Below are 24513 nucleotides of genomic sequence, written 5' to 3'. Positions count from 1 at the left end.
GATGGGTGATCTTTTGTTCCTTGCGCACCGTATCCCGTATCCGCCCGACAAGGGCGACAAGATCCGTTCGTGGAACATCCTGAAATATGTCGCGGAACGCGCGCCGGTCCATCTCGGGGCGTTCGTGGACGATCCCGAGGACATGAAGCACGCCGATTTCCTGGCGAGCGTCTGCAAATCCGTGAAGCTCATCCCGATGGACCCCAAGGACAAGCTGAAGCGCGCGTTTTCGGGTTGGCGCAAGGGCGAGGCACTCAGCATCTCGCTGTTCGACGACCGCGCGATGAAGCGCTGGGTGTGGGACCGCGTGAAGCAGCACGACATCGACCGCATGTTCGTGTTTTCAAGTCAAATGGCACCTTATGCGCTTGGCCATACGTCGCAGGGCCGGCGCACGGTGATGGATTTCGTCGACATCGATTCCGACAAGTTCGCGCAGTACGCTAAGGAGAGCCGCTGGCCGAAATCGTGGCTCTATGCGCGCGAGGCGAAATTGCTCCAGTCTTTCGAGAAGCAGGTGGCGCGCCATGTCGACGTCAGCCTGTTCGTCTCCGACGCGGAAACCGCGATGTTCAAGCGGATCGCCGGCTCTTACGCGCACACGGTCGATACGCTGCACAACGGCGTCGATCTCGATTACTTCTCGCCCAGCGCCGACTTCGCTCCGCTTGGCGATGAGGCCGGGATCGGGGCAGGTCCGAAGCTCGTATTCACCGGCGCAATGGACTACCGGCCCAATGCCGATGCCGTCTGCTGGTTCGCCGATGCCATCCTGCCGCTTATCCGTAAGCGCTATCCGCAAGCGCGGTTCTTCATCGTTGGCGGCAAGCCGACACCGGAGGTGCAGGCGCTCGGCAGCCGCGAAGGCATTATCGTGACTGGGCGCGTGCCCGATGTGCGGCCCTATGTTGCCGCGGCGGATGTAGCGGTCGCGCCGATCCGCATTGCGCGCGGCGTGCAGAACAAGGTGCTGGAAGCGATGGCGATGGCCCGGCCTGTGGTGGCTACCGACGCGGCGTGGTCCGGCATCGACGCCGAACCGGAACGGGATCTCCTCGTGCGCGACGACGCGGCAGCCTTCGCTGCAGGTGTTTGCGCCGTGCTGGAAGACCCGGCGCTCGGCACGCGCCTTTCCGAAAGCGGACGGCGACAAGTCGAAAGCCGCTACGCATGGTCCGCTCAGCTCGCGAAACTCGACGCGTGGCTGGGGCTCGGCGCGGCAGATCCGAAAGTAGAAGCGGCATGAACGATATGAGCGAGTTCGAAGCCCGCACAGGTGCGACCGGAAGAGGATGGCGCGCGGCGATCATCGCTTGGGCGGCGGTGGCCGTGGCGATCCTGCTGCTGCTTCGCAACGATGTCGCGCACATCTTCAACCTCTGGTGGAATACCGACACGTTCGGGCACTGCCTGCTGATCCCGCCGATCCTTGCCTATCTGGTGTGGCAGCGTCGCAGCGAGCTTTCCGCGCTGACACCCAAGCCCTGGTATCCGGCGGCGATCCTGATGGTGATCGGCGGCGCGGGCTGGCTGGTGGGCGAGGCTTCGGGCGTCGCTTTGCTTCGCCATATGGCGGTCGTGGGCCTCCTCATCGTCAGCGTGCCGCTCGTTTTCGGGCTCACGGTGTCGCGCGGGCTCGCGTTCGTGCTGTTCTTCGCGCTGTTCATGATCCCGGCGGGCGAGCAGCTCGTGCCCATCCTGCAGACGGTTACGGCCGCGATCTGCATCAAGCTCCTCGAATGGTCGGGCATCCCGGCCTTCATCGACGGCGTGTTCATCGCCATCCCGAACGGCAATTTCGAAGTCGCCGAGGCGTGCTCGGGCGTGCGCTTCCTGATCGCGATGATCGCGTTCAGCGTGCTCGTTGCAAACCTGTGCTTCAAGAGCTGGACGCGGCGCATTCTGTTCGTGCTTTCGGCGATCGCGCTGTCGATCATCGCGAACGGCATCCGCGCTTTCGGCACGATCTACATCTCGCACCTGACGACACCGGGCTTCGCGGCGGGTGTGGACCACATCATCTACGGCTGGATATTCTTCGCGATCGTCATGTTCCTGCTGGTCGCGATCGGCTGGCGCTTCTTCGACCGCCCGGTCGACGACCCGGCGTTCGATCCGGCGCGGCTGCAGCCTGCGCCCCCGGCGCCGTCCGCGCCACGCGCAGCCTATGTTGCGGCGGCGATCGGTATCGCCGCGATGGCGGCGGGTCCCGTGTATGGACTTGTCGTTGCGAACCGTGCGCCCGATACCCAGACCGCCGCAATCGTTCTTCCCGAGGTGGCGGGCTGGCAGCGGATCGAAGGGCGCCCAGAATGGCAGCCACACTACAACGGCGTTTCCGCGGAAGCCATCGCACGCTACGTGGATGGCGAAGGCCAACCGATCGACCTCTACATCGGCGTGTTCGACCGGCAGAGCGAGGACGGCGAGCTCATTGGCTACAAGCAGGGCCTGCTTCCGCCCGAGACCGAATGGTCGTGGGCGCGCAACGAGAAGGGGCCGGCGAACGGCCGCGCGCAGCAGATCAAGAACGGCGGCACGGTACGTGACAACTGGCAGTTCTTCCTCGTGAACGGCACGCTCACCGGCAGCGACTACACCGCCAAGATCGAGGGACTGAAATCGCGGCTGCTTGGCGGCGAGACGCTGGCGGGCACGCTCGTCATCTCGGCGGACAGGCGTGACGAGCTCGTAAGCGCCATGCCGGCGATCGAACGCTTCGCGGCGGCGCTCGGTCCCGTCGATACCGCGATCGAAACCGCTACGGTGGAGCGCTAGGGCATGTGCGGCATCGCCGGATATTTCGACCAGCGCGAACACCGGACCATCCCGGAGCCGGTGCTCCGCGCCATGACCGACGTGATCGCGCACCGCGGACCCGACGGTAGCGGTTTCTACCGCGCGCCCGGCGTGGGGCTCGGCCACCGGCGGCTCTCGATCATCGACATTGCGGGCGGCGTGCAGCCGATGCCGAGCGAAGACGGCAAGATCCAGATCATCTTCAACGGCGAGATCTACAATTTCCGCGAGGTGCGGAAGGAACTGCAGGCGCTCGGCCACACGTTCAAGCGCGACAGCGACACCGAGGTGATCATCGAAGCGTGGCGTGCCTGGGGCGAGGCCTGCGTCGACAAGCTGCGCGGCATGTTCGTCTTCGCGATCTGGGACGAGACCGCGCGCACATTGTTCCTCGCGCGCGACAGACTCGGCGTGAAGCCGCTCTATTATGCCGATCTCGGCGACGGGCGGTTCATCTTCGGATCGGAGATGAAGGTGCTGCTGATGTGGCCGGGCCTTTCCCGCGCCATCGATCCGCGCGCCATCGAGGATTATTTCGCCTACGGCTACGTGCCGGACGACAAGTGCCTGCTGGGCGCGGTGAAAAAGCTCCCCGCTGGGCACACGCTGACACTGCGCTGGGGCTCTTCTGCGCCCGCCCGCCCGCGCCGCTACTGGGACATCGCGTTCGATAATCGCGTGAAGGGAACGCCCGAGGCGCTGGCCGAGGAACTGACCGCGCGGATGCGCGAGGCGGTGGCGCTGCGACTGGTCGCGGACGTACCGGTGGGCGCGTTCCTTTCGGGAGGGGTCGATTCAAGTGCGGTTGTCGCGCTGATGGCGGGACTGATCGATACGCCGGTCAACAGCTGCTCCATCGGCTTTGACGACCCGGCCTACGACGAGACCGGCCATGCCGAGGCGATCGCGAAGCGCTATGCGACGCACCACCGCGCCCGCACGGTGACGACCGACGATTACGGCCTCATCGACACGCTCGTGCGCGCGTTCGATGAGCCGTTCGCCGATGCATCCGCGCTGCCGACCTATCGTGTCAGCGAACTCGCACGCGAGACGGTGACGGTGGCGCTTTCGGGTGACGGTGCGGACGAGGCGATGGCGGGCTATCGCCGCTACCGGCTCTACATGAACGAGGAGCGGGTGCGCGGGGCGCTTTCGCCGGGACTGCGGCAGACCGTCTTCGGACGGCTGGGCCGCGCATGGCCGAAGCTCGACTGGGCGCCGCGCGTGCTGCGCGCGAAATCGACATTCGAAGCCATCGCGATGGACAGCGCGGAAGCCTATTTCCACGCGGTGAGCGTGACACCGGACCGCATCCGTTCACGCCTGTTCTCGGATGCACTGAAACGCGAGATCGGCGGCTATTGGGCTGGAACGCTCTATGCCGATACGATGCGTAACGCGCCCGCCGACGATATGCTCGGCCGCGCGCAATACGCCGACATGATGATCTGGCTGCCCGGCGACATCCTGACCAAGGTGGACCGCACCAGCATGGCGGTGAGCCTGGAAGCGCGCGAGCCGCTGCTCGACCACGAACTCGTCGGCTGGATGGCCGGCCTGCCGAGCGACTTCCGCCTGCGCGGCGGGGAAGGCAAGTGGCTGCTGAAGAAGGCGATGGAGCCCTATCTGCCGAAGGATATCCTGTACCGGCGCAAGATGGGGTTTTCGGTGCCGATCGACCGCTGGTTCCGGGGCGCGCTCGCCGACCGTGTCGCGGCGCTCGCGAACGGCTCCAACGTGGCAGGGAGCGGCTGGTTCGATATGACCTATTTCGCGTCGTGCGCGGCGGCGCATCGCAGCGGCCGCGCGGATCACAGCCGGCTCTTGTGGCAGATGCTGATGCTGGAAGGGTCGCTCGCGGCGCTCACGGCAACGCCTGCGGCGGCGCTCGCCGCCTGACGGGTTACAAAGCCGATGCCGTCGGTGTGGCGGTGGGTGCTTCGGCAGGCGCGGTTTCAGGCTGTGCGATTACAGGTGCTGCCGCGTCCGCGCCACTCTTGGCTGAGGCGACTGCGCTTGAATGTGCGCGCGCAATATCGGCAGCCGCATCCGTCTGGCGGCGGACCTGCACGGTTTTCAGGTTGGACGCCGGGCGCGTCTGGTCTCGCTCCGACATCAGCGGCGTCATCGTGCTCGCATAGATCGAGCTGTCGCGCAGTGCGTGATAGGTGAGCAGAAGCCCGATGCCGGCAAAGAGGATGACCCCGGCCAGCCAGAGCAGAATCGTGTTACGCGCAGCCGTGTGCCGTTCCGTGCGGACGTGTGACGCCATTTTCAACCCTTCTTCCGGCAGCTGCCATGGCTTCGTTTTCGAAGCTGCGACAGGCGCCACCGGTCTTTTCCCTACGACTCAGGACTTGAGAGTTTGTTACTCTTCGAATTCTGTACGCAACAAATGCATAGACTGTGCCAAAATGGGAAACGTGCGTGTTTCAAGGATGTTACGACACAGCTTGTGACAGAACCGGAATGAAGTTGGTGAAAACGTAAAGAATTTCGACACTTAACCATAACAGGCGGAGGCGAAAAAAAGCCCGTCCGGTGGGGCGTTTAGCCCGAGCGCCGTGCGGTCTACTGCATCAAGGGCATGGCGAAGATCGTCGGCGCTCCAGCTGCCGTCGCCGACCAGCTTCAGGCAGCCGACCATCGAGCGGACCTGATGGTGCAGGAACGAGCGGGCGGCGGCGTGGATCGCAATCCGGTCACCGTCCCGCACGACGTCGAGCTGGTCGAGCGTCTTGAGAGGGCTCGCGGACTGGCAGTGTACCGAACGGAACGTCGTGAAGTCGTGGCGCCCGACAAGGATCTGCGCGGCGGCGTGCATCGCGTCGGCGTCGAGTGGGCGCGCGACATGCCACGCGAGGCCGGACTGCCAGGTGAGTGGAGCGCGCCGGTTGATGATGTCGTAGCGGTAGCGGCGGCCCGTACAGTCGAAACGTGCGTGGAAATCGGGCGCGGCAACCTCGCACGCAACGACCGCGACCGGTGCGGGCCGCAGATGCGCGTTCAGCGCCTCCTGGAGGCGGAATGCGGCAAGCGGCTTGCCGATATCGACGTGCGCGACCTGGCCCTCGGCATGAACGCCTGCGTCCGTGCGCCCGCAGCCATAGACGAGCGCTTCCGCCTGCGTGACGGCGAAGACGGCCTCCTCCAGCGTCTGTTGGACGCTTGGGCCATTATCCTGCCGCTGCCAGCCCACGAAGGGCCGGCCGTCATATTCGATGGTCAGCTTGAAGCGCTGCATCAGCCGAGCCGTGTGCCCGCCGGAACGGGGAAGCCCCGGAGCACCTCGGCCACATCCATCGCGCGCTTGCCGGGGCGCTGCACGAGCGTCGGGCGGATCGCGCCTGTGCCGCAGGCAATGGTGAGCCGGTCATCGAGCGTCGTGCCGGGTTCACCCGCGCCCTCCACAGCAGTGCAGGCGAGGATGCGCAGGCGTTCCTGCCCAAGCAGCGTGAAGGCGCCCGGTGCGGGGTTGAAGGCGCGGGCGGCGCGTTCGACCTCTACGGCGCTCTTCGTGAAATCGAGCGCGGCTTCGGCCTTGTCGATCTTGTGTGCGTAGGTGACGCCCTCGGCGGGCTGCGTCTCGGCGGCCAACGCATCGAGACGGGTGAGGGCGTCCACGATCAGGTCTGCGCCCATCATGGCCAGCTCTTCGGTGAGTTCGCCAGCGGTCTTTGCGGCCACCGGTGTTTCGGCGGCGAGCAGCATCGGGCCGGTATCCAGCCCGCGCTCCATCTGCATGATGGTGACGCCCGTTGACGTATCCCCGGCGAGGATGGCGCGCTGGATCGGGGCCGCACCGCGCCAGCGTGGGAGGAGCGAGGCGTGGATATTGAGGCAGCCGAGACGCGGGGCATCCAGGATCGCCTGCGGCAGGATGAGGCCGTAGGCTGCGACGACAGCAACGTCGGCATCGAGCGCGGCAAAGGCGAGCCGATCCGCTTCTTCCTTGAAGTTCACGGGGTATCGAACGGGAAGGCCGAGGCGCTCGGCTGCCTGTTGCACCGGCGACGCCTGCGGCTGCTTGCCGCGCTGCGCCGGGCGCGGCGGCTGTGTGTAGACGGCGACGACATCATGCCCTGCCGCCACGAGGGCCTCGAGCGCCGGCACCGCGAAGGCCGGTGTTCCCATGAAGACAATCCGCATGTCCGCCCCGCTAACCCCCGCGCGGAGCACTTGCAAGACGCCCGCGCGCGCCGATACATGGGCATCCTATGTCGTCCCCCGAAATCGATGCGCTGACGCAGGCGCTCTCGCGGCTTCCCGGCCTCGGACCCCGCTCGGCCCGGCGTGCGGTGCTGCACCTGCTGAAACGCCGCGAGATCGCGCTGAAGCCGTTGATCGCGGCGCTGCAGGCGGTGGAGCAAAACCTTGCCACCTGCGCCATCTGCGGCAACGTGGACACGGCGAACCCCTGCGGTGTCTGCACCGACCCGCGCCGCGACGCGAAGCTGCTATGTGTCGTTGAGGAAGTCGCGGACCTGTGGGCGATGGATCGTGCGCGGCTGTTCCCGGGCCGCTTCCACGTGCTCGGCGGGCGCCTCTCTGCGCTGGAGGGCGTGGGGCCGGACGACCTCAGCATCGGGCAGCTGATGGCGCGGGTGACGGCGGGCGGCATCGATGAAGTCGTCCTCGCCATGAACGCCACGATGGAAGGCGCGACGACGATGCACTACCTCGCCGAGCGGCTGGCGGGCTCCGGCGTTGCAGTGACACAGCTTGCGCACGGCGTACCCGTGGGCGGCGAACTCGATTACCTCGATGAAGGCACGATCGCGCAGGCATTGCGCGCGCGGCGTCCCGTGGCCTGATCGGGTGCGGGCTCCGCGCGACATTCAGGCACCTTGACCCCGTGCGCCCGCGTACCTAGCTAGCGTTCATGGCCATTCTACCCATTCTCGAGGCGCCGGACGCCCGGCTGCGGCAGGTTTCCGAACCCGTGGAGCGCGTGGACGACGAGCTTCGCCGCTTCATGGACGACATGCTGGAGACGATGTACGACGCGCCCGGCATCGGCCTTGCCGCCATTCAGGTGGGCGTGGCGAAGCGCGTGCTGGTGATCGACCTGCAGGAGCCGGCCGAAGGCGCGGAAGACGTGCCTGCGAACCGCGTGAAAAAGCCGCTTTACTTCGTGAACCCGGAAATCACTTGGGAATCCGAGGAGCTGGCGACCTACAACGAGGGCTGCCTCTCCGTGCCCGAACAGTATGCGGACGTCGACCGTCCCGCACGCATCCGCGCGACGTGGCTCGATTACGACGGCAAGACACATGATGAGGAGATCGACGGCCTGCTCGCCACATGTCTCCAGCACGAGATGGACCACCTCGAAGGCATCCTCTTCGTGGATCATCTTTCCAAGCTGAAGCGCGACATGCTGCTGAAGAAGCTCGCGAAGCTCCGCAAAGGTTCAAAGGCTGCCTGATGACCATCGAGACCGCTGACGACGAAAACCGGAGCTTCCGGAACTTCCTGCCGCGCGCGCTCGCGGGCAAATGCCCGGCCTGCGGCGAGGCGAAGCTATTCCGCAGCTTCCTGAAACCCGTGGATCACTGCCCGAGCTGCGGCGAGGCATGGCACCATCACCAGGCCGACGACTTCCCGCCCTACATCGTCATCCTTCTGCTCGGCCACATCCTCGTGCCGACGATGTACGAGGTGAACACGGCGTTCGATGTACCCTACGAATGGCAGATCCCGATCTGGATCAGCCTCACCGCCGCATTGGCGCTGGCGATGCTGCAGCCCGTGAAGGGCGCGGTGATCGGGTATCAGTGGGCGAGGCGGCTGCACGGGTTTGGAGAGACGGCGGAGTAGGGGCGGCCCCGTACCAAAACCTGCCCCGGCGACGTGCTGCGGGATTCAGCAATAAAACGCTCAGGTTTTGGCGTTAGTCCATCGGTCCTGTTTCGTCAGAATGCGAAAAGGCCGGAAACGTGTTGCGTGATTTTCCAGTATTCGCTTCGGTCGCGGCTTCGCATGTTTAAGGCCTTGCATTACCTTGTGGGTATGCTGGTCTTGGCGTGGCCAGTTCAAGCCTCCGCGCAAACCCGCGACGCTGAGCCTCCATCGCAGCAATCGATGGAGCTTTCGGCAGCGCAGCTGTTCGATTTTGCCAAGCAGGCGCAAGCCGCTGAGGACTTTGAGGCGGCTGAGACGGCCTATCGCGCGCTGGCCGCGAACCCTGACATCGAAATCCGCACCGAGGCCCGGTTTCGTCTCGCCATGATGCTGGCGGACACGCGGAAGCAGTATCGCGAGGCGGCGGTTCTTTTTCGCGAAATTCTGGATGAAAAGCCGAACGCGGCGCGCGTGCGGGTCGAACTGGCGCGGGTTCAGGCGCTGATGGGAAACCTTGGCGCGGCGGAACGCGAATTGCGGGCGGCGCAGGCGGCTGGGCTACCGCCGGAAATCGAGAGGCTGGTGCGCTTTTATGCGCAGGCGCTCGGTGCGCGAAAGCCTTTCGGCGGCAGTCTGGAGGTCGCATTTGCGCCGGACAGCAACGTCAATCGCGCCACGCGCTCCGAAACGCTGGGAACGGTGATCGGGGACTTCGACCTCAGCCGGGATGCGCGGGAAACATCGGGGCTGGGCGTGTCTCTGCGGGGGCAGGCCTATGCGCGCGCGCCCATTGACCCCAATGTCGACATCCTGCTGCGCGCTTCCGGCGCGGCGCGCGTGTACCGCGACGGCGAGTTCGACGATTACGCGGCGTCTTTTCAGGCCGGACCTCAGGTGCTCTCGGGTACGGACAGGATCAGCCTTTCGGGACTGGTGGCCTGGCGGTGGTATGGGCGCAAGCCGTACGAATTTTCCTACGGCCTTACCGGCAATATCCAGCACCCGCTGGGGCGGCGGGGGCAGATGCGCGTGGACGGCGCGGCGACGCGGAGCGAGGATCACCGGTCGTCGCTGCGCGATGCGGACCGTTACAGCCTGTCCGTCGGCATCGACCGGGCCTTTACATCCAGCTTTGGAGGCGGCGTGCAGGTTTCCGGCCTGCGGCAGGCAGCGCGCGACCCGGGCTATTCCACCGCGAGCGGGGGCATCGGCGGGTACCTGTTTCTGGAGATGGGCAAGGTCACGACCGTGCTCAGCGCGAAATACGAGCATCTGGAAGCCGACCGCCGACTATTTCTCTATCCGAAGCGGCGTGTCGATGACCGCTATGAGGTCGGTCTTTCAGCAACGTTAAGAAAGTTCAGGATAGGTTCATTCGCGCCCATATTGAAACTTTCTCGTGAGCGGAACACGTCGACCATAGAACTATATGATTACACGCGCGTTTCAGGAGAAGTCGGGGTCACGGCAGCGTTCTAGTGGGCTGGGAGTAGCGTAATGAAGTCGATTGGACGGGTAAAATGGGCGCCCCTTGGCGCGGTTTCTCTCCTGCTTGCGGCCTGCGGAGGCGGCGGAGGGGGAGGCGTGACGACGACACCGCCAGCGCCCACACCAACCCCGACACCTACGCCGACACCCACCCCGACCCCGGCTCCCGACCCTGATATCGCGGACCTTGTCGAGAGCCAGACCTTCACCGGACCTTCGAGCCGGAACACGGTGTCGCTTCAGATGCCCGAGGGGATCGTCCAAAATACGTCCGTGAACCTGGGGGAGATCAGCATCTCCTTCAACGCGGGGACCGGCACCTATACGATGACCCGCGACGGCATCACCCAGAGCTTCTCGCCCGCTGACCGCGTGGCGACCAGCAGCGATGCGGACCGCCGGTATGTCGTCACGACAACCGGGTCTTCCGAAGCGCTTACGCTCATCGACACGTCGTACACATCCGATCTCAGGACGCGTTTTGTGGGTCTTGGGTTCTGGCAGTCCAACACGCGCAGTGGCAGCCTGCAGAACACGGCCTTCGACGTGTTCGTTTATGGCTTTCCGACCGAGACCGTCGCAGTGCCGCGCATGGGCTCCGCGCAGTACACGACGGACGTGTTCGGGCTAACCACGCAGGTCGGCCGCGATCCGCTGACATTTGCGGGGACTGGGCCGACCGTGTTCGACTTCGACCGCAGCACGTTCACGATCGATACGAACCTTCAGGAATACTACTTCGTGACCGGCGCCGGGGTGACGGGCGCCTTGTCCTTCCGCGCGGCAGGCACGCTCGATTCCGGCGATGGCCGGTTTTCAGGCACATTCCGCTATGAGGGGTCGCTCGATCCCGTCGCGGGCCAGCTGAATGGACGCTTTTATGGCCCCGAAGCGCAAGAGGCCGGCGGCGTGTTCACCGGTGACAACGGCAGCGGCGGTACGGTCGTGGGCGGCTTCACGGCCGCCAATCCCACCGCGCCCGACCGGAATATCACGCTGACGGACCTCGATCACAACATGGGCCTCTACGCGCTGGGCGGCGAATACAGCGGGCTCCAGCTCAAGGATGGAACCGACGACGGCACGTCCGAAGCCAGGCTGCTGACGAAGGGCCTGTTTTATTACACCGACGGCCGTTACGCGATTTCCGGTGCAGATGGCTCCGAAGTGGAATTCGCCGCAACGGACCGTGTGGACGGCAGCGCCGACGCATACACGGTTTACCGGAAAACGGTGGGCGGCGAGACGATCGAGATGTCGCTCTACAAGCCCGATGGCCCCGGCGAGATCGAACTGACCTACGCCAGCTTCGGCGAATATGCCCGCTTCAAGGAAACCGCGGACGCGAACGACATCACCCGGACGTTCCTCAGCTATGGACTGGAGACGGCGCCGGGGGTTCTTCTCGGGCGGACGGGAACCGCGACCTATAACGGCATCGTCATCGGTGCGGCGGGCAGTGCGGGTGCGCAGCAGCAACTCGCCGTGACCGGCACGTCGCAATTCCAGATCGATTTCGCCTCGCAGGCGTACGGCGGCTGGCTGAGACTTCAGGGCGCTGACCGTGCAGGCGGCTCGACCGTCGATTTCGGCCAGTTCGATCTGGTGGCGGGTACGGGGTTGGCGGACAGCGCCTTTCTGACCGGGCTGACGAAGTCCGGGAGCTCCGTGGGCGATATTTACATGCGCTTCTTCGGGCCGAACGGGGAAGAGATGGCCGGATCCTTCGGTCTCATCACCGGCGGGCGCGTGATTACCGGGGCCACAGCTGCCGTTCGCGACTAGCGCGCACGGCGGTCTCCCGTCCCGGCGGTTTACTCGACGATCGGCAGTTCGATTCGGCTCGGGTACTGCGCCGAGGTGTAGATGCGCTGCGTGGCCTTCTTGTAGTCCTCCGGCTTCGCGAAGAAGATGTTGGGCACGAAGGTCTGCGGGTTGCGGTCGTAGAGGGGGAACCAGCTGGACTGGATCTGCACCATGATGCGGTGGCCCTTCAGGAACCTGTGGCTCACGTCCGGCAGCTTGATCTCGTAGGGGACGACCTTGTTCGCGGGGATGGCGGTGGGCTTCGACGGGTCGTCGCGGTAGCGGCCGCGGAGGATGTCCATCGAGACCGCAAGTTCGTAGCCCGCCATTTCCGGAGCGGGGGCATACTCCGCCGGGTAGACGTCGATCAGCTTCACCACCCAGTCGCTGTCCGTACCGCTCGTGGAGGCGAAAAACTTCGCGATCGGCTGGCCCGCGAGGCGCACGTCTTCAGTGAGTACCTCGCTGACGAAGGTGACGACGTCGGGCCGCGCTTCGGCGAAGCGCTGATCGTCCACCAGCCAGCGGCCCCATGACGTGTTGGGATTGTATGTGGAGAGGATCGGGCGCTCGCGGTACGTCACCGGGCGCGCAGGATCGGACACATATTCGGAGAAGGCGACGCGCACCGTGGGCGTCTTCCAGCCGAGCGCGCCGTTCGCCTGCAGGTAGATCGGCTTCGACTGCGAGGGGCAGCCGCTCGCGCAGGAGATCGGCCAGCGGTCGTAGCGGTGCCAGACGTTGGCGCCGGTTTCGAACGCCGTGACGGGCGCGAGATCGGCCTTTGGCGCGTCGTTCTTTAGGTGCGCGTCGAAGAAGGGGATCAGCACTTCGCTGCGATACCAGGCCGAGGTGTTGCTGCCGAAATCGATGGCGCCGAGCTTGGTGCCGCTCGCCATGTTGCTCTGGCCGTGCTGCCACGGGCCGATAATCATGTAGTTGCCGCCGTTGCCGGCGTCCTTCGCCTCCATCGCCTTGTAGACGGCGGGGGCGCCGTAAATGTCTTCCTGATCCCAGAGGCTGTGGACGTGGAGCGTCGGCACCTTCAGCGGTTCCTTGGCGAGGATTTTGTCGAGCGCCTGGCCTTTCCAGTATTCATCGTAGGCCGGGTGTGCGGCGGCCTTCTTGAAGATGGGGAACTCTTCGATGCCGAGCACCTTCGCCATGCCGCTTGCGGAGCCGGCACTGAGCCAGCTTTCATAGGTGTCGTAGCGGTCGAACTGCAGCGCGTACTTCGAGGACTTGTCGGCGGTCATCCGGTAGACCCAGTCGAGGAAGCTTTGGCGATAGGCGCCGTTGTGGAACCAATCGTCGCCAATCCAGCCGTCGACGAGCGGATTGATCGGTACCGCAGCGCCGAGCGCCGGGTGCGGGTTCACGAGGCTCATAAGCGTCGTGAAGCCGCCGTAGCTGACGCCGATGGTGCCGACCTTGCCGTTCGTCTCCTGCACGTTCTTCACGAGCCAGTCGATGCTGTCCCACGTGTCCGTCGAATGATCGGTGTTGGCGGGGTTGAGCGGGCCGACGAGCGGGCGGGCGACGACATAATCCCCTTCGGAGCGAAAACGGCCCCGTACGTCCTGCACCGCGATGATGTAGCCCGCGTCGGCAAGCTCGGCATAGGTGACGGGAAGCGCCAGCTTGTAGGTGTTGGAGGGAAGGCCGGTGATCGCCCTGTCCGCCGAATAGGGCGTGCGCGAGAAGATGATCGGAGCGTTCTTCGCGCCCTTGGGGATGACGAGATTGACGTGCAGCTTCACGCCGTCGCGCATCGGGATCTGCACCTCGCGGATCGTGAAGTCCTTGACGTCGTCAGAGGGCTTGAAATCGGCGGGAATGTCGCTCGTCGGCAGGGTTTCTGCGGCTGCAGGCAGCGCTGCTGCGGCGAGCGTGGAGGCGAGGAGAGCGGCGAGACAGCGGCGTACGAGCATGTGAATTCCCCTATGATCCTGCCGTGACCATAACCCCGATTCCTGTTTGGGCAAGTTATTCTCTATTTGGAAAATATGCGCCTAATCAATGCTCTGGCCCGTGCATTCATCATTTGTCATACTGATGTAGATAATGAAGGTGTGAAAGCAGGGGGGAAGACGGTGCGGTGTCCATCTGCCATGGCGGATGAAGAAGAGCGTCTCGCGGCGCTCAACGCGTATGATCTCGAAGGAAAAGGCGGGCTGCCCAGCCTCGATCCTGTTGTCGAGATCGCGACGCGGCTGTTCGATATGCCCGTCGCCGCTGTGAATCTTATCGGCAGCGACCATGTATTCTTCGCGGCAAGCCACGGTATCGGCGATACGGACATGCGTCGCGAGGTTTCATTCTGCGCGCACGTCATCACGCAGGACGAAGTGCTTGTCGTGCCCGATACGCTGCAGGACCCGCGTTTTTTCGACAATCCGCTGGCCACCGGCGAAGACCCGGTACGGTTTTACGCGGGCGTGCCCATTCGTGCGCCCTCCGGCCATGCGCTGGGCGCGCTGTGCGTGATCGATACGAAGCCCCACCGCGTGTTCACGCCCGGCGACCGGATGCGGCTGAAGGAGCTGGCGCGTGTCGCCACCGAGCGGCTGGAGCTGAGGCGGCTGGAAGTGGCCGAAAGCGGTGGACGTACGCCGTTTGAAAATAGCGCGGCGACATCGCCCAATGCCATCATCTGCTTCGACCGCGATCTCGACATCACGGCGTGGAATGCGGCTGCCGAGGTGATGCTCGGCTACCGCGCGGACGAGGCGATCGGCCGTTCGCTCGATATGCTGATCCCCGAAGAGGAGTGGGCGCCGATCCGCGAAACGGCACGCGGCGTGCTTGCGGGCGTGGTGGCGGCGAGCGGCGCGGACTGCCGGGAATATACCGGCATCCGCAAGGACGGCTCACGCTTCCCGGTGGAGTTCGCCTGGTCGAGTTGGACCGAAGGCGGCAATCGTCACTTTGGCGCCATCGTGCGCGACGTGACCGAACGCCGCGCGCAGGAGGAGGCGCTGAACCGCCTCGCCAATTTCGACACGCTGACCGGTCTTGCCAACCGCAACCTCATCTACCGCCGTGCCGACGAGGCGATCCGCGCGGGCAAGGCCGCGGCGATGGCGATCATCGATCTCGACGGTTTCAACGACGTCAACAACACGCTCGGCCATGAAGCCGGTGACGCGCTTCTGCGAGAGGTGGCGACCCGGCTTGCCGACCGGGCAGGGCCGCAGGATGTAGTGGCACGTATCGGCGGCGATGAGTTCGCAATGCTGCTCGTCGGCGTCGAGGACCGCGAGGCGGTGCAGGAGGTCGTGGAAGGCGCGATCGCCGATCTCGGCGTGCCGATCCGTGTTGCCGGGCAGGATGTCCGCATCGGATGCAGCGCCGGGATCGCGATGAGCCCGCTCCACGCCGGCGACGTGCGCGCGCTGGCTGCAAACGCGGACCTGGCGCTGTTTCAGGCCAAAAGCGAAGGCGGTGGCCGCGCTTTCGTGTTTATCCCCTCGCTGCGCATGGCCGCCGCCGCCCGACGGGACAGCGACGCCGCGCTGCACCGCGCCGAGGAGCGCGATGAGTTCGTGCTGCACTATCAGCCGCAGTTCAGGCTTTCGGATGGCACGCTCACCGGCGCGGAGGCGTTGCTCCGCTGGCAGCACCCCGAGCTTGGCCTGCTGCAACCCGGCGCGTTTCTGCCCGCACTCGAAGCGGGATCGCTCGGCGCGGCGGTGGGTACGCGGATTCTCGATGCGGCCTGCTGTCAGGCGGCGCTGTGGCGGAGCCAAGGCGTGGCGGACTTCCGCATCGCGGTGAACCTGTTCGCGGCGCAGTTCCGCGACGGCGATCTTGTCGACATCGTGCGCGCCACGCTCGCGCGGCATCTGCTGCCGCCCGAGGCGCTGGAGCTGGAGATCACCGAAAACATCGTCCTCGACCGCGAGGAAAAGACACTGCCGCCGCTGCGCGTGCTCCGCGAGATGGGCGTGCGGCTTGCGTTCGACGATTACGGCACCGGCTATGCGTCACTGAGCCTGCTCAAGACCTATCCGCTGACGCACATCAAGATCGACAAGAGCTTCGTGCAGGGCATGGTCGATTCCGGCAGCGACCGCGCCATTGTCGCCGCGATCATGGACCTTGCGCGCGGCTTTGCGCTCGACGTGATCGCCGAAGGCGTCGAGACGGAAACGCAGTGCGAATTGCTGCGCGTTGCCGGTTGCAACGAGATTCAGGGCTTCCTGATGGGGCGGCCGATCCCCGCCGATGCCTTTGGCGAGACCTTCATCAGCCGATATGCCGGAAACGCTGCCGGCGGCTTCAAGCCTTGAGCAGGGCTGCGATCTCCGCTGCTGCGGTTTCCGGAGTCTTCAGCGTGGCCGGATTTTCGCCAGGGTAGGCCTTCGCACGCATCGCCGTGGCCGTGCCGCCGGGGTTGTAGATGTGCGTCCTGACCTTGCTGATCGTGGCAACCTCGAGCCCGTAGGTTTCCACAAGGTTCGCAAGCGCGGCCTTCGTGGCGGCATAGGCGCCCCAATAGGCGCGAGGCGTTTCCGCGACGGTGGAGGTCACCGCCACCACGTGGGCATCTTTGCTTGCGCGCAGCAGCGGATCGAAGGCGCGGATCAAGCGGTAGTTCGCCGTGACGTTCGTCTTGAAGAGCTTCTCGAAGTCCTTCGGCTCCATGTGGCTGATGGGCATGAGATCGCCGAGGATGCCGGCGTTCAGTACCAGCGCGTCGAGCCGCGCCCAGCGTCCGCCGACCGCCTGCGCGAGCCGGTCGACAGCATCGCTGTCGGTGACGTCGAACGGCGCGATGGTGGCGGTGCCGCCCGCGTCGTGAATCGCGGTTTCGGTCGCTTCCAGTCCGCCTTCGGTGCGTGCGGTCAGAAGCACGTGATAACCGTCGGCGGCAAGCGCCTTCGCTGTCGCTGCGCCGATGCCGCGGCTGGCGCCCGTGACGAGCGCGACGGGTTTTTCCATGTCGCTCATATTAGCCTGCGCGCTCTGCCAGCAGGACGAGTTGGTCGTCGGCGGCGGATTCCTCGTAATCGGTGAGGCGTGTCGGGTACTCGCCGGTGAAGCAGGCGTCGCAATACTGCGGGGTTTCCTCGACGCGCATGTCCTCCCCGAGCGCCTTGTAGAGGCCGTCGATCGAGAGGAAGGCGAGGCTGTCGACCTTGATGTAGTCGCGCATCCGCTGGACATCCATCTGCGCGGCGAGGAGCTTCGCGCGCTCCGGCGTGTCGACGCCGTAAAAGCAGCTGTGCCGCGTGGGCGGGGAGGCGATGCGCATGTGCACCTCTGCCGCGCCCGCCTCGCGCATCATCTGCACGATCTTCACCGAAGTGGTGCCGCGTACGATCGAATCGTCGATGAGCACGACGCGCTTGCCCTGAATGACCGGGCGGTTGGCGTTGTGCTTCAGCTTGACGCCGAGGTTGCGGATGGCGTCGCCCGGCTGAATGAAGGTACGGCCCACGTAGTGCGAGCGGATGATGCCAAGCTCAAACGGGAGCCCCGATTGCTGGGCGTAGCCGATGGCGGCGGGGTTGCCGCTGTCCGGCACCGGGATCACCACGTCGGCATCGACGGGGCTCTCCATGGCGAGCTGCGCGCCGATGTTCTTGCGGACCTGATAGACCGAAAGGCCGTCCAGCAGCGAATCGGGGCGCGAGAAATAGACGTGCTCGAAAATGCAGGGGCGCGGGCGCTGCGCCTGGAAGGGGCGCAGCGAGCGCAGGCCCTTTTCGTTGATGACGACCATCTCGCCGGGCTCGATCTGGCGCAGGTACGTGGCGCCGACGACATCGAGCGCGACGGTTTCGGAGGCGAGGATATACGCATCATCGCGGCGGCCGAGGACGAGCGGGCGGATGCCGAGCGGATCGCGGCAGGCGATGAGGCCCTCGTTCGTCAGCATCACGAGGCTGTAAGCGCCTTCCACCTGTTTCAGCGCGTCGATGACGCGGTCGAGCAGGGGGCGGTAGGTCGAGGTGGCGACGAGGTGGATGATAACTTCGGTATCGCTCGTCGACTGGAAGATCGAGCCGCGGCGGTTGAGCTCGCGGCGCACATGCGTTGCGTTCGAGATGTTGCCGTTGTGCGCCACCGCGAAGCCGCCGGACGAAAGCTCGGCGAACAGCGGCTGTACGTTCCTGAGCGCCGAGGCGCCGGTGGTGGAGTAGCGGACGTGGCCGATGGCGGCCTCGCCCGGAAGCTCGCGGATCACCTCGTCGCGGTCGAAATTGCCGGCGACGTGGCCCATGGCGCGGTGGCTGTGGAAGGTCTTGCCGTCGTAGCTGGTGATGCCGGCAGCCTCCTGGCCCCGGTGCTGCAGAGCGTGCAGGCCGAGTGCGGCGAGCGCGGCGGAACCTTCGGCGCCCCAGACACCGAAAATACCGCATTCCTCCTTCAGCTTGTCGTCGTCGAAGGGGTGCGAAATCATATCAAACATTGGGCGCTCCGTGGCGGGCGGGCGATTCGTCGGCTCATATAGGATGCCTTGCCCGGTTTGTCGCGGGGTTGTCACAAACGCATGGCTGCTGAACCCTGAAAGCATGGTTCCTCCGGGACCGGGAAGCCGCTAGATGCAGGGCATGACCGATCTGAAATTCGACGAAAAGGGGCTGGTGACAGCCATTGTGACCGACAGCGGCACCGGCGAGCTGCTCATGGTCGCGCACATGAACGCCGAAGCGTATGCGAAGACGCTGGAGACGCGCGAGGCGCACTTCTGGTCCCGCTCGCGGCAGGAGCTTTGGCACAAGGGCGCGACCAGCGGAAACACGATGCTGGTGAAGGAAGTGCTCGTCGACTGTGACAAGGACGCCGTGTGGCTGAAGGTGGAGCCTGCTGGGCCCGCTTGCCATACCGGCGCACGCAGCTGTTTCTTCACGCGCGTAGGTTGACGTTTACGTAAACGTCAACTAAAGAAGCGCTCATGCCACAGCGCCCGATGGAAGCCGTTCGCGAGGACGAAACTTTCACCATCACCGATCTTGCCGCCGAGTTCGGCGTAACGCCGCGCGCGATTCGATTCTACGAGGGCGAAGGGCTGATCGAGCCTGCCCGCCAGGGGCAGAACCGTGTCTACTCGCGGCGCGACCGTGCCCGGCTGGCGTGGATCCTGCGTGGCAAGAATGTCGGCTTCAGCCTCGCCGAGATCAAGGAAATCCTCGACCTCTACCATGCGGGGGACGGGCGCGTCCGCCAGCGCGAGCGCACGCTTGAGCTTTGCCGCCGCCAGATCGGTGTTTTGACCAATCAGCGTAACGATATCGATGCTACGCTCGCCGAACTTCAGGAGTTTGTAGCCGTTGTGGAGGGCCTGTTGCCCTCGAATGCCAAATCCGGGGAGTCCTGATATGCCCACCTACCGCGCGCCCGTTCGCGACACCAAGTTCATCCTCGACGAGGTCATCGGCCTCGATCGCTATTCGAACCTGCCGACCTTCTCCGAAGCGACGCCCGAGATGATCTCCGCCATTCTGGAAGAGGGCGCGAAGTTCGTTGAAGGCGTCGTGCAGCCGATCAACTTTTCCGGCGACCGCGAAGGCTGCAAGCGTCGCGACGACGGCTCGGTGATGACGCCCAAGGGTTACAAGGAAGCCTATCAGGCGTTCTGCGAGGGCGGCTGGGGCACGCTCCACATGAGCCCGGAGTTCGGCGGGCAGGGGCTTCCCTATACGGTGAGCGTGGCTTTCGAGGAGTTTCTGAGTTCGGCGGGCATGGCGTTTGCCATGTATCCGGGGCTGACGGCGGGCGCGATCGCCTCCATCGAGGTGAAGGGCTCCGAAGAGCAGAAACAGAAGTATCTGCCGAACATGGTCTCCGGGAAATGGACCGGCACCATGAACCTCACCGAGCCGCACTGCGGCACCGACCTCGGCCTCATCCGCACCAAGGCGATGGACGCCGGTGACGGCAGCTACCGGATCAGCGGCACCAAGATCTTCATCTCGGCAGGCGAGCACGATCTTTCCGAGAATATCATCCACCTCGTGCTCGCGAAGCGCGAGGGCGCGCCGGACACTGTGAAGGGCATCTCGCTGTTCATCGTGCCGAAGTTCCTGGTGAACGAGGATGGCAGCCTCGGCGCGCGGAACGGCGTTTCCTGCGGCGCCATCGAACACAAGATGGGCATCCACGGCAACGCGACCTGCGTGCTCAACTACGACGAAGCCACCGGCTATCTCGTCGGTGAGCCCGAGCGTGGGCTCGAGGCCATGTTCATCATGATGAACGTCGCGCGCCTCGGCGTGGGCCTGCAGGGGCTCGCGCAGGGCGAGGTCGCCTATCAGAACGCCGTGACCTACGCGACCGAGCGGCGGCAGGGCCGCGCGCTCACTGGCGCGGCGGATCCGGCCGAGAAGGCGGACACGATCATCGTCCACCCGGACGTGCGGCGGATGCTGATGGACGGCAAGGCGTTCACCGAGGGCGCCCGCGCGCTGATGCTGTGGGGCGCGCTGCAGGTCGACCTTTCGAAGAAGGCGCAGACCGAGGAGGAGCGCACCAACGCCGACGAACTCATCAGTCTGCTGACCCCCGTCATCAAGGGCTACATGACCGACAAGGGCTTCGAGACCGCGGTGGGCGCGCAGCAGGTTTACGGTGGCCACGGCTATGTCGGCGAATGGGGCGTCGAGCAGTTCGTTCGCGACGCCCGCATCGCGCAGATTTACGAGGGCACCAACGGCGTGCAGGCGATGGATCTCGTGGGGCGCAAGCTCGGGCGTCATGGCGGCAAGGGGCTGATGCTGCTCGCCTCCGCAATCGGCGAGGAAATTGCCGCGGCGAAGGCCGACGAGACGTTGAAGCCGATGGCCGAAGCACTCGAAAAGGCCGGCAACGAACTCCAGACGGCGACGATGTGGCTGATGCAGAACGGCATGGCCAACCCGAACAATGCGGGTGCCGGCGCGACGCCGTTCCTGCACCTGATGGGCATCGTCGTCACCGGCTGGATGTGGCTGAAGATGGCGCGCGCATCGCAGGCCGCGCTTGCGGCGGGCGCGTCCGACTCTTCATTCTACGAGGCGAAGCTGGCGACCGCCCGATACTATACTGCCCGCTACCTGCCGGATGCGGGCGCATTGCGCCGTAAGATCGAAACCGGCGCAGAGACACTGATGGCACTTCCGGCGGACGCATTCGCGCGCGCCTGACATTCAAGGAGCAAGACCCAATGGCTGAAGCCTATATCTATGATGCCGTCAGGACACCGCGCGGACGCGGCAAGGCGAACGGCAGCCTGCACGAGATCACCCCGATCCAGCTTGCAACGCAGGTGCTGCAGGCTGTGCGCGACCGCAACCCGATCGATACGGCCGATGTCGACGATGTCGTGCTCGGCTGCGTGGCGCCGATCGGCGAGCAGGGATCGGACATCGCGCGCGTTGCCGTGCTGAACGCCGACTACGCGCAGACGACGGCGGGCGTGCAGATCAACCGCTTCTGCGCCTCCGGCCTTGAAGCGACCAACATGGCCGCCGCCAAGGTGATGGCGGGCGAGGCGGAATTTGCGATCGGCGGGGGCGTCGAATCCATGTCGCGCATCCCGATGGGCGCGGACGGCGGCGCGTGGGCGATGGACCCGGCCGTGGCGCACAAGCTTTACTTCGCGCCGCAGGGCATTGGCGCCGACCTCATCGCCACCAAGTATGGCTTCTCGCGCGACGACGTGGACGCCTATGCGGTGGAAAGTCAGAAGCGCGCTGCGCGGTCCTGGGCCGAAGGTCGCTTCAAGAAGTCGATCGTGCCGGTGAAGGACGTGATCGGCGAGGTTGTGCTCGACCACGACGAGCACATGCGCCCCGACGCGGACATGCAGTCGCTGGGCAGCCTGAAGCCGAGCTTTATCGACATGGGCGAAACCATGCCCGGTTTCGATGCGGTCGCTCTGCTCAAATATCCGGAGGTGGAGCGCATCAACCATGTGCACCATGCGGGCAACAGCTCCGGCATCGTGGACGGCGCTGCTGCCGTGCTGCTCGGCAACAAGGAGATTGGCGCGAAGTACGGCATGAAGCCCCGCGCGCGCATTCGCGCCATGGCTTCCATCGGTTCCGAGCCGACGATCATGCTGACCGGCCCTGAGTTTGTGACCCGCAAGGTGTTAAAGCGCGCGGGGATGGATGTGTCGGACATCGACCTGTTCGAGCTGAACGAGGCCTTCGCCAGCGTTGTGCTGCGCTACATGCAGGCTCTGAACATTTCGCACGACAAGCTGAACGTGAACGGCGGCGCCATCGCCATGGGGCATCCGCTCGGCGCGACGGGCGCCATGATCGTGGGAACCGTGCTCGACGAGCTTGAGCGCACGGGCAAGGGCACAGCGCTTGTGAACCTGTGCGTTGGTGCCGGCATGGGCACCGCGGCGATCATCGAACGCGTCTGAGCGAGCGGAGAGAACGAATGACCATGGAAACCATCAAGTACGACCTCGACGCCGACGGTATCGCGCTGTTCACGATCGACGTGCCCGGCCAGTCGATGAACGTCATCACCGCCGAACTGACGCGCGACTTCGACACGATGATATCGAAGATCGAGAAGGACGAAGCCATCAAAGGCGCCGTCATCACCAGCGGCAAGGCGAGCGGCTTCATGGCCGGCGCCGACCTCAAGGGCATCGGCGGCGCCATATCCAGCGGAGACGGTGCGGGCGGTGCGTCGAAAATGGCGAAGCTGTTCGACGGCGTGTTCACGCTGAATCGGCTTTTCCGCCGTCTGGAAACGAGCGGCAAGCCGGTTGCAGCGGCGATCAACGGTATCGCGCTGGGCGGCGGGCTCGAGCTTTGCCTCGCCTGCCACTACCGCGTCGTCGCGGACAATCCGAAGTTGCAGCTTGGCCTTCCGGAAGTGCTCGTCGGCCTGTTCCCCGGTGCCGGCGGCACGCAGCGCCTGCCGCGCCTGATGGGGATTCAGGCGGCTTCGATGTACCTGCTGCAAGGCAAGTCGATGTCTCCGCAGGAAGCGCTCGGCTTCGGTGTCGCGAACGAACTCGCGCCCGCGGACGAGGTCGTGGCCAAGGCCAAGGTGTGGGTGAAGGCGAACCCCACCAAGGGTGTGCAGCCGTGGGACCAGAAGGGTTTCAAGTTCCCGGGCGGCGTCGGCCAGTTCAACCCGGCGTTCATTCAGACGTTCGTCGGCGGAAACGGCATGGTGCTCAAGATGACGAACGGCAACATGAACGCGCCGCGCGCGATCATGTCGGCGGTCTATGAAGGATCGCAGGTGCCGATGGATCTCGCGATCCGCATCGAGAGCAAATATTTCACCAAGGTCGCCGCCGATCCGCAGGCGATGAACATGGTCCGCAGCCTGTTCGTGAACAAGCAGGCGGCAGAGAAGGGCGCGCGGCGTCCCACGGGCGTGGCGAAGATGCCGACGAAGAAGCTCGGTATGCTTGGCGCGGGCATGATGGGTGCGGGCGTGGCGCTCGTTTCCGCGCGCGCTGGCATCGAGGTGGTGCTACTCGACCGCACTATCGAGGCGGCGGAGAAGGGCAAGGCCTACACCGCCGACAAGCTGAAGCGTCTGCCGAAGGAGAAGCTGGACGAGATCCTCGCCCGCATCCACCCGACGACGGATTTCGCGGACCTCAAGGGCTGTGACTTCATCATCGAGGCGGTGTTCGAGGATCGCGCCATCAAGGCGGAAACGACGCAGAAGACCGAAGCGGTCGTCGGCGCCGACACGATCTTCGGCTCCAACACCTCGACCCTGCCGATCACCGGCCTCGCGAAGGCGTGGACGAAGCCGGAGAACTTCATCGGCGTGCACTTCTTCTCGCCGGTCGACAAGATGCCGCTCGTCGAGATCATCGTTGGTGAGAAGACCGGTCCGGAAGCCATTGCAAAGGCGCTGGATTACGTCGCGCAGATCAAGAAGACGCCGATCGTCGTCAACGACAGCCGCGGCTTCTACACCTCGCGCTGCTTCGGCACCTACACGGCCGAAGGTTCGGTGATGGTGGGTGAGGGCGTAAACCCGGCGCTCGTCGAGAATATCGGCAGGCAGATGGGGATGCCGGTGGGGCCGCTCGCGGTGTTCGACGAGGTTTCGATCGAGCTTGGCCACAAGGTCATGCTGCAGACGAAGAAAGACCTTGGGGACGCCTACAAGGGCACCGCGGCGGATGACGTCATCGAGAAGATGGTCGCGCTCGGCCGTCTCGGACGCAAGGCGGGCAAGGGCTATTACGATTATCCAGAAGACGGCAAGAAGGCGCTTTGGGCCGATCTCGGCAAGACCTTCGGCCAGAAGGCGGATGCGGAGCAGCCGGCGCCCGAAGAGGTCAAGACGCGGCTTGTCTACCGCCAGCTCGTGGAAACCGCGCGCTGCTTCGCGGAAGGCGTGCTGGAAACGCCGGAAGACGGCGATCTCGGTGCGATCTTCGGCTGGGGCTTCATGCCGCACACCGGCGGACCGTTCAGCATGATGGACACGATCGGCCTCGACGAGGTCGTCCGCACGCTCGACCGCCTCACGCAGCAATACGGTGAACGCTTTGCGCCGCCGCAGCTGCTGCGCGACATGGCGGCGAAAGGCGAGACCTTCTACGGCAATGCGAAGCTGAAGCAGGCGGCCTGAATCGAGGCCTTC

20 protein-coding genes are annotated in these 24513 nt (G+C 65.0%); 14 read left to right on the top strand and 6 right to left on the bottom strand.

Annotated features, from left to right (window positions below; translation table 11 throughout):
• The first annotated feature begins 1 nt into the window (after position 1).
• From ACE3TJ_RS01675 to ACE3TJ_RS01665, 3 genes are read left to right on the top strand one after another with little or no spacing between them, the layout of a single operon-like run.
• Positions 2 to 1246, top strand: a complete 1245-nt coding sequence (locus ACE3TJ_RS01675) for a TIGR03087 family PEP-CTERM/XrtA system glycosyltransferase (RefSeq protein WP_374593233.1) — start codon at positions 2 to 4, stop codon at positions 1244 to 1246.
• The gene (xrtA, locus tag ACE3TJ_RS01670) at positions 1243 to 2778 is read left to right on the top strand and encodes an exosortase A (RefSeq protein ID WP_374593231.1); all 1536 of its coding nucleotides are present in this window, start codon (positions 1243 to 1245) and stop codon (positions 2776 to 2778) included. The genes ACE3TJ_RS01675 and xrtA overlap by 4 nt, the downstream gene beginning before the upstream one ends.
• Before the next feature lie 3 nt (positions 2779 to 2781).
• Positions 2782 to 4701, top strand: a complete 1920-nt coding sequence (locus ACE3TJ_RS01665; RefSeq protein ID WP_374593229.1) for an XrtA/PEP-CTERM system amidotransferase — start codon at positions 2782 to 2784, stop codon at positions 4699 to 4701.
• A gap of 4 nt (positions 4702 to 4705) precedes the next feature.
• Here ACE3TJ_RS01665 and ACE3TJ_RS01660 read toward each other — a convergent pair whose 3' ends face one another.
• The 3 genes from ACE3TJ_RS01660 to fmt form a co-directional block, all read right to left on the bottom strand.
• Positions 4706 to 5074 (bottom strand): hypothetical protein, encoded by a 369-nt coding sequence (locus tag ACE3TJ_RS01660; protein ID WP_374593227.1) that lies wholly within the window; start codon positions 5072 to 5074, stop codon positions 4706 to 4708.
• Between the two features lie 231 nt (positions 5075 to 5305).
• Entirely contained in the window at positions 5306 to 6046 is a 741-nt protein-coding gene (truA, locus tag ACE3TJ_RS01655; protein ID WP_374593225.1) for a tRNA pseudouridine(38-40) synthase TruA, read from the bottom strand.
• Positions 6046 to 6951: a methionyl-tRNA formyltransferase gene (fmt, locus tag ACE3TJ_RS01650; RefSeq protein WP_374593223.1), complete on the bottom strand. Its 906-nt coding sequence runs from the start codon at positions 6949 to 6951 to the stop codon at positions 6046 to 6048. Before fmt ends, truA begins: the two co-directional genes overlap by 1 nt.
• Positions 6952 to 7019: 68 nt before the next feature.
• Here fmt and recR point away from each other — a divergent pair, with 68 nt between their 5' ends.
• From recR to ACE3TJ_RS01625, 5 genes are all read left to right on the top strand, one after another.
• A complete protein-coding gene (recR, locus tag ACE3TJ_RS01645; RefSeq protein ID WP_374593221.1) occupies positions 7020 to 7616 on the top strand; it encodes a recombination mediator RecR in 597 nt (198 codons plus the stop codon).
• 68 nt (positions 7617 to 7684) lie between these two features.
• Positions 7685 to 8230, top strand: a complete 546-nt coding sequence (gene def / locus ACE3TJ_RS01640; protein ID WP_374593219.1) for a peptide deformylase — start codon at positions 7685 to 7687, stop codon at positions 8228 to 8230.
• Positions 8230 to 8622, top strand: coding sequence for a DUF983 domain-containing protein (locus ACE3TJ_RS01635; RefSeq protein WP_374593217.1), 393 nt, complete (start codon positions 8230 to 8232; stop codon positions 8620 to 8622). Before def ends, ACE3TJ_RS01635 begins: the two co-directional genes overlap by 1 nt.
• Positions 8623 to 8886: 264 nt before the next feature.
• Positions 8887 to 10125, top strand: coding sequence for a surface lipoprotein assembly modifier (locus ACE3TJ_RS01630; protein ID WP_374593215.1), 1239 nt, complete (start codon positions 8887 to 8889; stop codon positions 10123 to 10125).
• 105 nt (positions 10126 to 10230) lie between these two features.
• Positions 10231 to 11919, top strand: a complete 1689-nt coding sequence (locus ACE3TJ_RS01625) for a hypothetical protein (RefSeq protein ID WP_374593213.1) — start codon at positions 10231 to 10233, stop codon at positions 11917 to 11919.
• 29 nt (positions 11920 to 11948) lie between these two features.
• Here the strand turns inward: ACE3TJ_RS01625 and ACE3TJ_RS01620 are convergent, their stop codons facing one another.
• On the bottom strand, positions 11949 to 13871 hold the full coding sequence (locus ACE3TJ_RS01620) for a CocE/NonD family hydrolase (protein ID WP_374593211.1): 1923 nt from the start codon (positions 13869 to 13871) through the stop codon (positions 11949 to 11951).
• A gap of 180 nt (positions 13872 to 14051) precedes the next feature.
• Here ACE3TJ_RS01620 and ACE3TJ_RS01615 point away from each other — a divergent pair, with 180 nt between their 5' ends.
• Positions 14052 to 16232 (top strand): putative bifunctional diguanylate cyclase/phosphodiesterase, encoded by a 2181-nt coding sequence (locus tag ACE3TJ_RS01615; RefSeq protein ID WP_374593209.1) that lies wholly within the window; start codon positions 14052 to 14054, stop codon positions 16230 to 16232.
• On the opposite strand, the gene ACE3TJ_RS01610 is transcribed toward ACE3TJ_RS01615, so the two are convergent.
• Both ACE3TJ_RS01610 and purF read right to left on the bottom strand, forming a co-directional pair.
• Positions 16222 to 16893 carry an SDR family NAD(P)-dependent oxidoreductase gene (locus ACE3TJ_RS01610; RefSeq protein ID WP_374593207.1) on the bottom strand — a complete coding sequence of 224 codons (672 nt, stop codon included), beginning with the start codon at positions 16891 to 16893 and terminating at the stop codon, positions 16222 to 16224. The two genes, ACE3TJ_RS01615 and ACE3TJ_RS01610, sit on opposite strands and share 11 nt — an antisense overlap.
• 1 nt (position 16894) lies before the next feature.
• The gene (gene purF, locus ACE3TJ_RS01605) at positions 16895 to 18358 is read right to left on the bottom strand and encodes an amidophosphoribosyltransferase (RefSeq protein WP_374593205.1); all 1464 of its coding nucleotides are present in this window, start codon (positions 18356 to 18358) and stop codon (positions 16895 to 16897) included.
• 142 nt (positions 18359 to 18500) lie between these two features.
• Between purF and hisI the strand changes: the two genes are divergently transcribed.
• Genes hisI through ACE3TJ_RS01580 form a run of 5 tightly spaced genes read left to right on the top strand, consistent with a single transcriptional unit; the run spans position 18501 to position 24501 of the window.
• On the top strand, positions 18501 to 18812 hold the full coding sequence (hisI, locus tag ACE3TJ_RS01600; RefSeq protein ID WP_374593203.1) for a phosphoribosyl-AMP cyclohydrolase: 312 nt from the start codon (positions 18501 to 18503) through the stop codon (positions 18810 to 18812).
• Between the two features lie 32 nt (positions 18813 to 18844).
• The gene (locus tag ACE3TJ_RS01595; protein ID WP_374593201.1) at positions 18845 to 19267 is read left to right on the top strand and encodes a MerR family DNA-binding transcriptional regulator; all 423 of its coding nucleotides are present in this window, start codon (positions 18845 to 18847) and stop codon (positions 19265 to 19267) included.
• Position 19268: 1 nt separating this feature from the next.
• On the top strand, positions 19269 to 21071 hold the full coding sequence (locus ACE3TJ_RS01590; protein ID WP_374593199.1) for an acyl-CoA dehydrogenase C-terminal domain-containing protein: 1803 nt from the start codon (positions 19269 to 19271) through the stop codon (positions 21069 to 21071).
• 20 nt (positions 21072 to 21091) lie between these two features.
• Positions 21092 to 22303: an acetyl-CoA C-acetyltransferase gene (locus ACE3TJ_RS01585; protein ID WP_374593197.1), complete on the top strand. Its 1212-nt coding sequence runs from the start codon at positions 21092 to 21094 to the stop codon at positions 22301 to 22303.
• A 23-nt stretch (positions 22304 to 22326) separates the two neighbouring features.
• Entirely contained in the window at positions 22327 to 24501 is a 2175-nt protein-coding gene (locus ACE3TJ_RS01580; protein ID WP_374599265.1) for a 3-hydroxyacyl-CoA dehydrogenase NAD-binding domain-containing protein, read from the top strand.
• Positions 24502 to 24513 lie beyond the last annotated feature (12 nt).

It is taken from the genome of Sphingosinicella sp. (assembly GCF_041916975.1).
Taxonomy (GTDB): Bacteria; Pseudomonadota; Alphaproteobacteria; order Sphingomonadales; family Sphingomonadaceae; genus Sphingosinicella.
This window is presented reverse-complemented; position numbering and strand designations above follow the sequence as displayed.

What these genes read in the sequence shown, in the direction of transcription:
- ACE3TJ_RS01675 (WP_374593233.1), top strand. Translation starts at nt 2, where the DNA reads ATGGGTGATCTTTTGTTCCTTGCGCACCGTATCCCGTATCCGCCCGAC.
- xrtA (WP_374593231.1), top strand. Translation starts at nt 1,243, where the DNA reads ATGAACGATATGAGCGAGTTCGAAGCCCGCACAGGTGCGACCGGAAGA.
- ACE3TJ_RS01665 (WP_374593229.1), top strand. Translation starts at nt 2,782, where the DNA reads ATGTGCGGCATCGCCGGATATTTCGACCAGCGCGAACACCGGACCATC.
- ACE3TJ_RS01660 (WP_374593227.1), bottom strand. Translation starts at nt 5,074, where the DNA reads ATGGCGTCACACGTCCGCACGGAACGGCACACGGCTGCGCGTAACACG.
- truA (WP_374593225.1), bottom strand. Translation starts at nt 6,046, where the DNA reads ATGCAGCGCTTCAAGCTGACCATCGAATATGACGGCCGGCCCTTCGTG.
- fmt (WP_374593223.1), bottom strand. Translation starts at nt 6,951, where the DNA reads ATGCGGATTGTCTTCATGGGAACACCGGCCTTCGCGGTGCCGGCGCTC.
- recR (WP_374593221.1), top strand. Translation starts at nt 7,020, where the DNA reads ATGTCGTCCCCCGAAATCGATGCGCTGACGCAGGCGCTCTCGCGGCTT.
- def (WP_374593219.1), top strand. Translation starts at nt 7,685, where the DNA reads ATGGCCATTCTACCCATTCTCGAGGCGCCGGACGCCCGGCTGCGGCAG.
- ACE3TJ_RS01635 (WP_374593217.1), top strand. Translation starts at nt 8,230, where the DNA reads ATGACCATCGAGACCGCTGACGACGAAAACCGGAGCTTCCGGAACTTC.
- ACE3TJ_RS01630 (WP_374593215.1), top strand. Translation starts at nt 8,887, where the DNA reads ATGGAGCTTTCGGCAGCGCAGCTGTTCGATTTTGCCAAGCAGGCGCAA.
- ACE3TJ_RS01620 (WP_374593211.1), bottom strand. Translation starts at nt 13,871, where the DNA reads ATGCTCGTACGCCGCTGTCTCGCCGCTCTCCTCGCCTCCACGCTCGCC.
- ACE3TJ_RS01615 (WP_374593209.1), top strand. Translation starts at nt 14,052, where the DNA reads ATGGCGGATGAAGAAGAGCGTCTCGCGGCGCTCAACGCGTATGATCTC.
- ACE3TJ_RS01610 (WP_374593207.1), bottom strand. Translation starts at nt 16,893, where the DNA reads ATGAGCGACATGGAAAAACCCGTCGCGCTCGTCACGGGCGCCAGCCGC.
- purF (WP_374593205.1), bottom strand. Translation starts at nt 18,358, where the DNA reads ATGTTTGATATGATTTCGCACCCCTTCGACGACGACAAGCTGAAGGAG.
- hisI (WP_374593203.1), top strand. Translation starts at nt 18,501, where the DNA reads ATGACCGATCTGAAATTCGACGAAAAGGGGCTGGTGACAGCCATTGTG.
- ACE3TJ_RS01595 (WP_374593201.1), top strand. Translation starts at nt 18,845, where the DNA reads ATGCCACAGCGCCCGATGGAAGCCGTTCGCGAGGACGAAACTTTCACC.
- ACE3TJ_RS01590 (WP_374593199.1), top strand. Translation starts at nt 19,269, where the DNA reads ATGCCCACCTACCGCGCGCCCGTTCGCGACACCAAGTTCATCCTCGAC.
- ACE3TJ_RS01585 (WP_374593197.1), top strand. Translation starts at nt 21,092, where the DNA reads ATGGCTGAAGCCTATATCTATGATGCCGTCAGGACACCGCGCGGACGC.
- ACE3TJ_RS01580 (WP_374599265.1), top strand. Translation starts at nt 22,327, where the DNA reads ATGGAAACCATCAAGTACGACCTCGACGCCGACGGTATCGCGCTGTTC.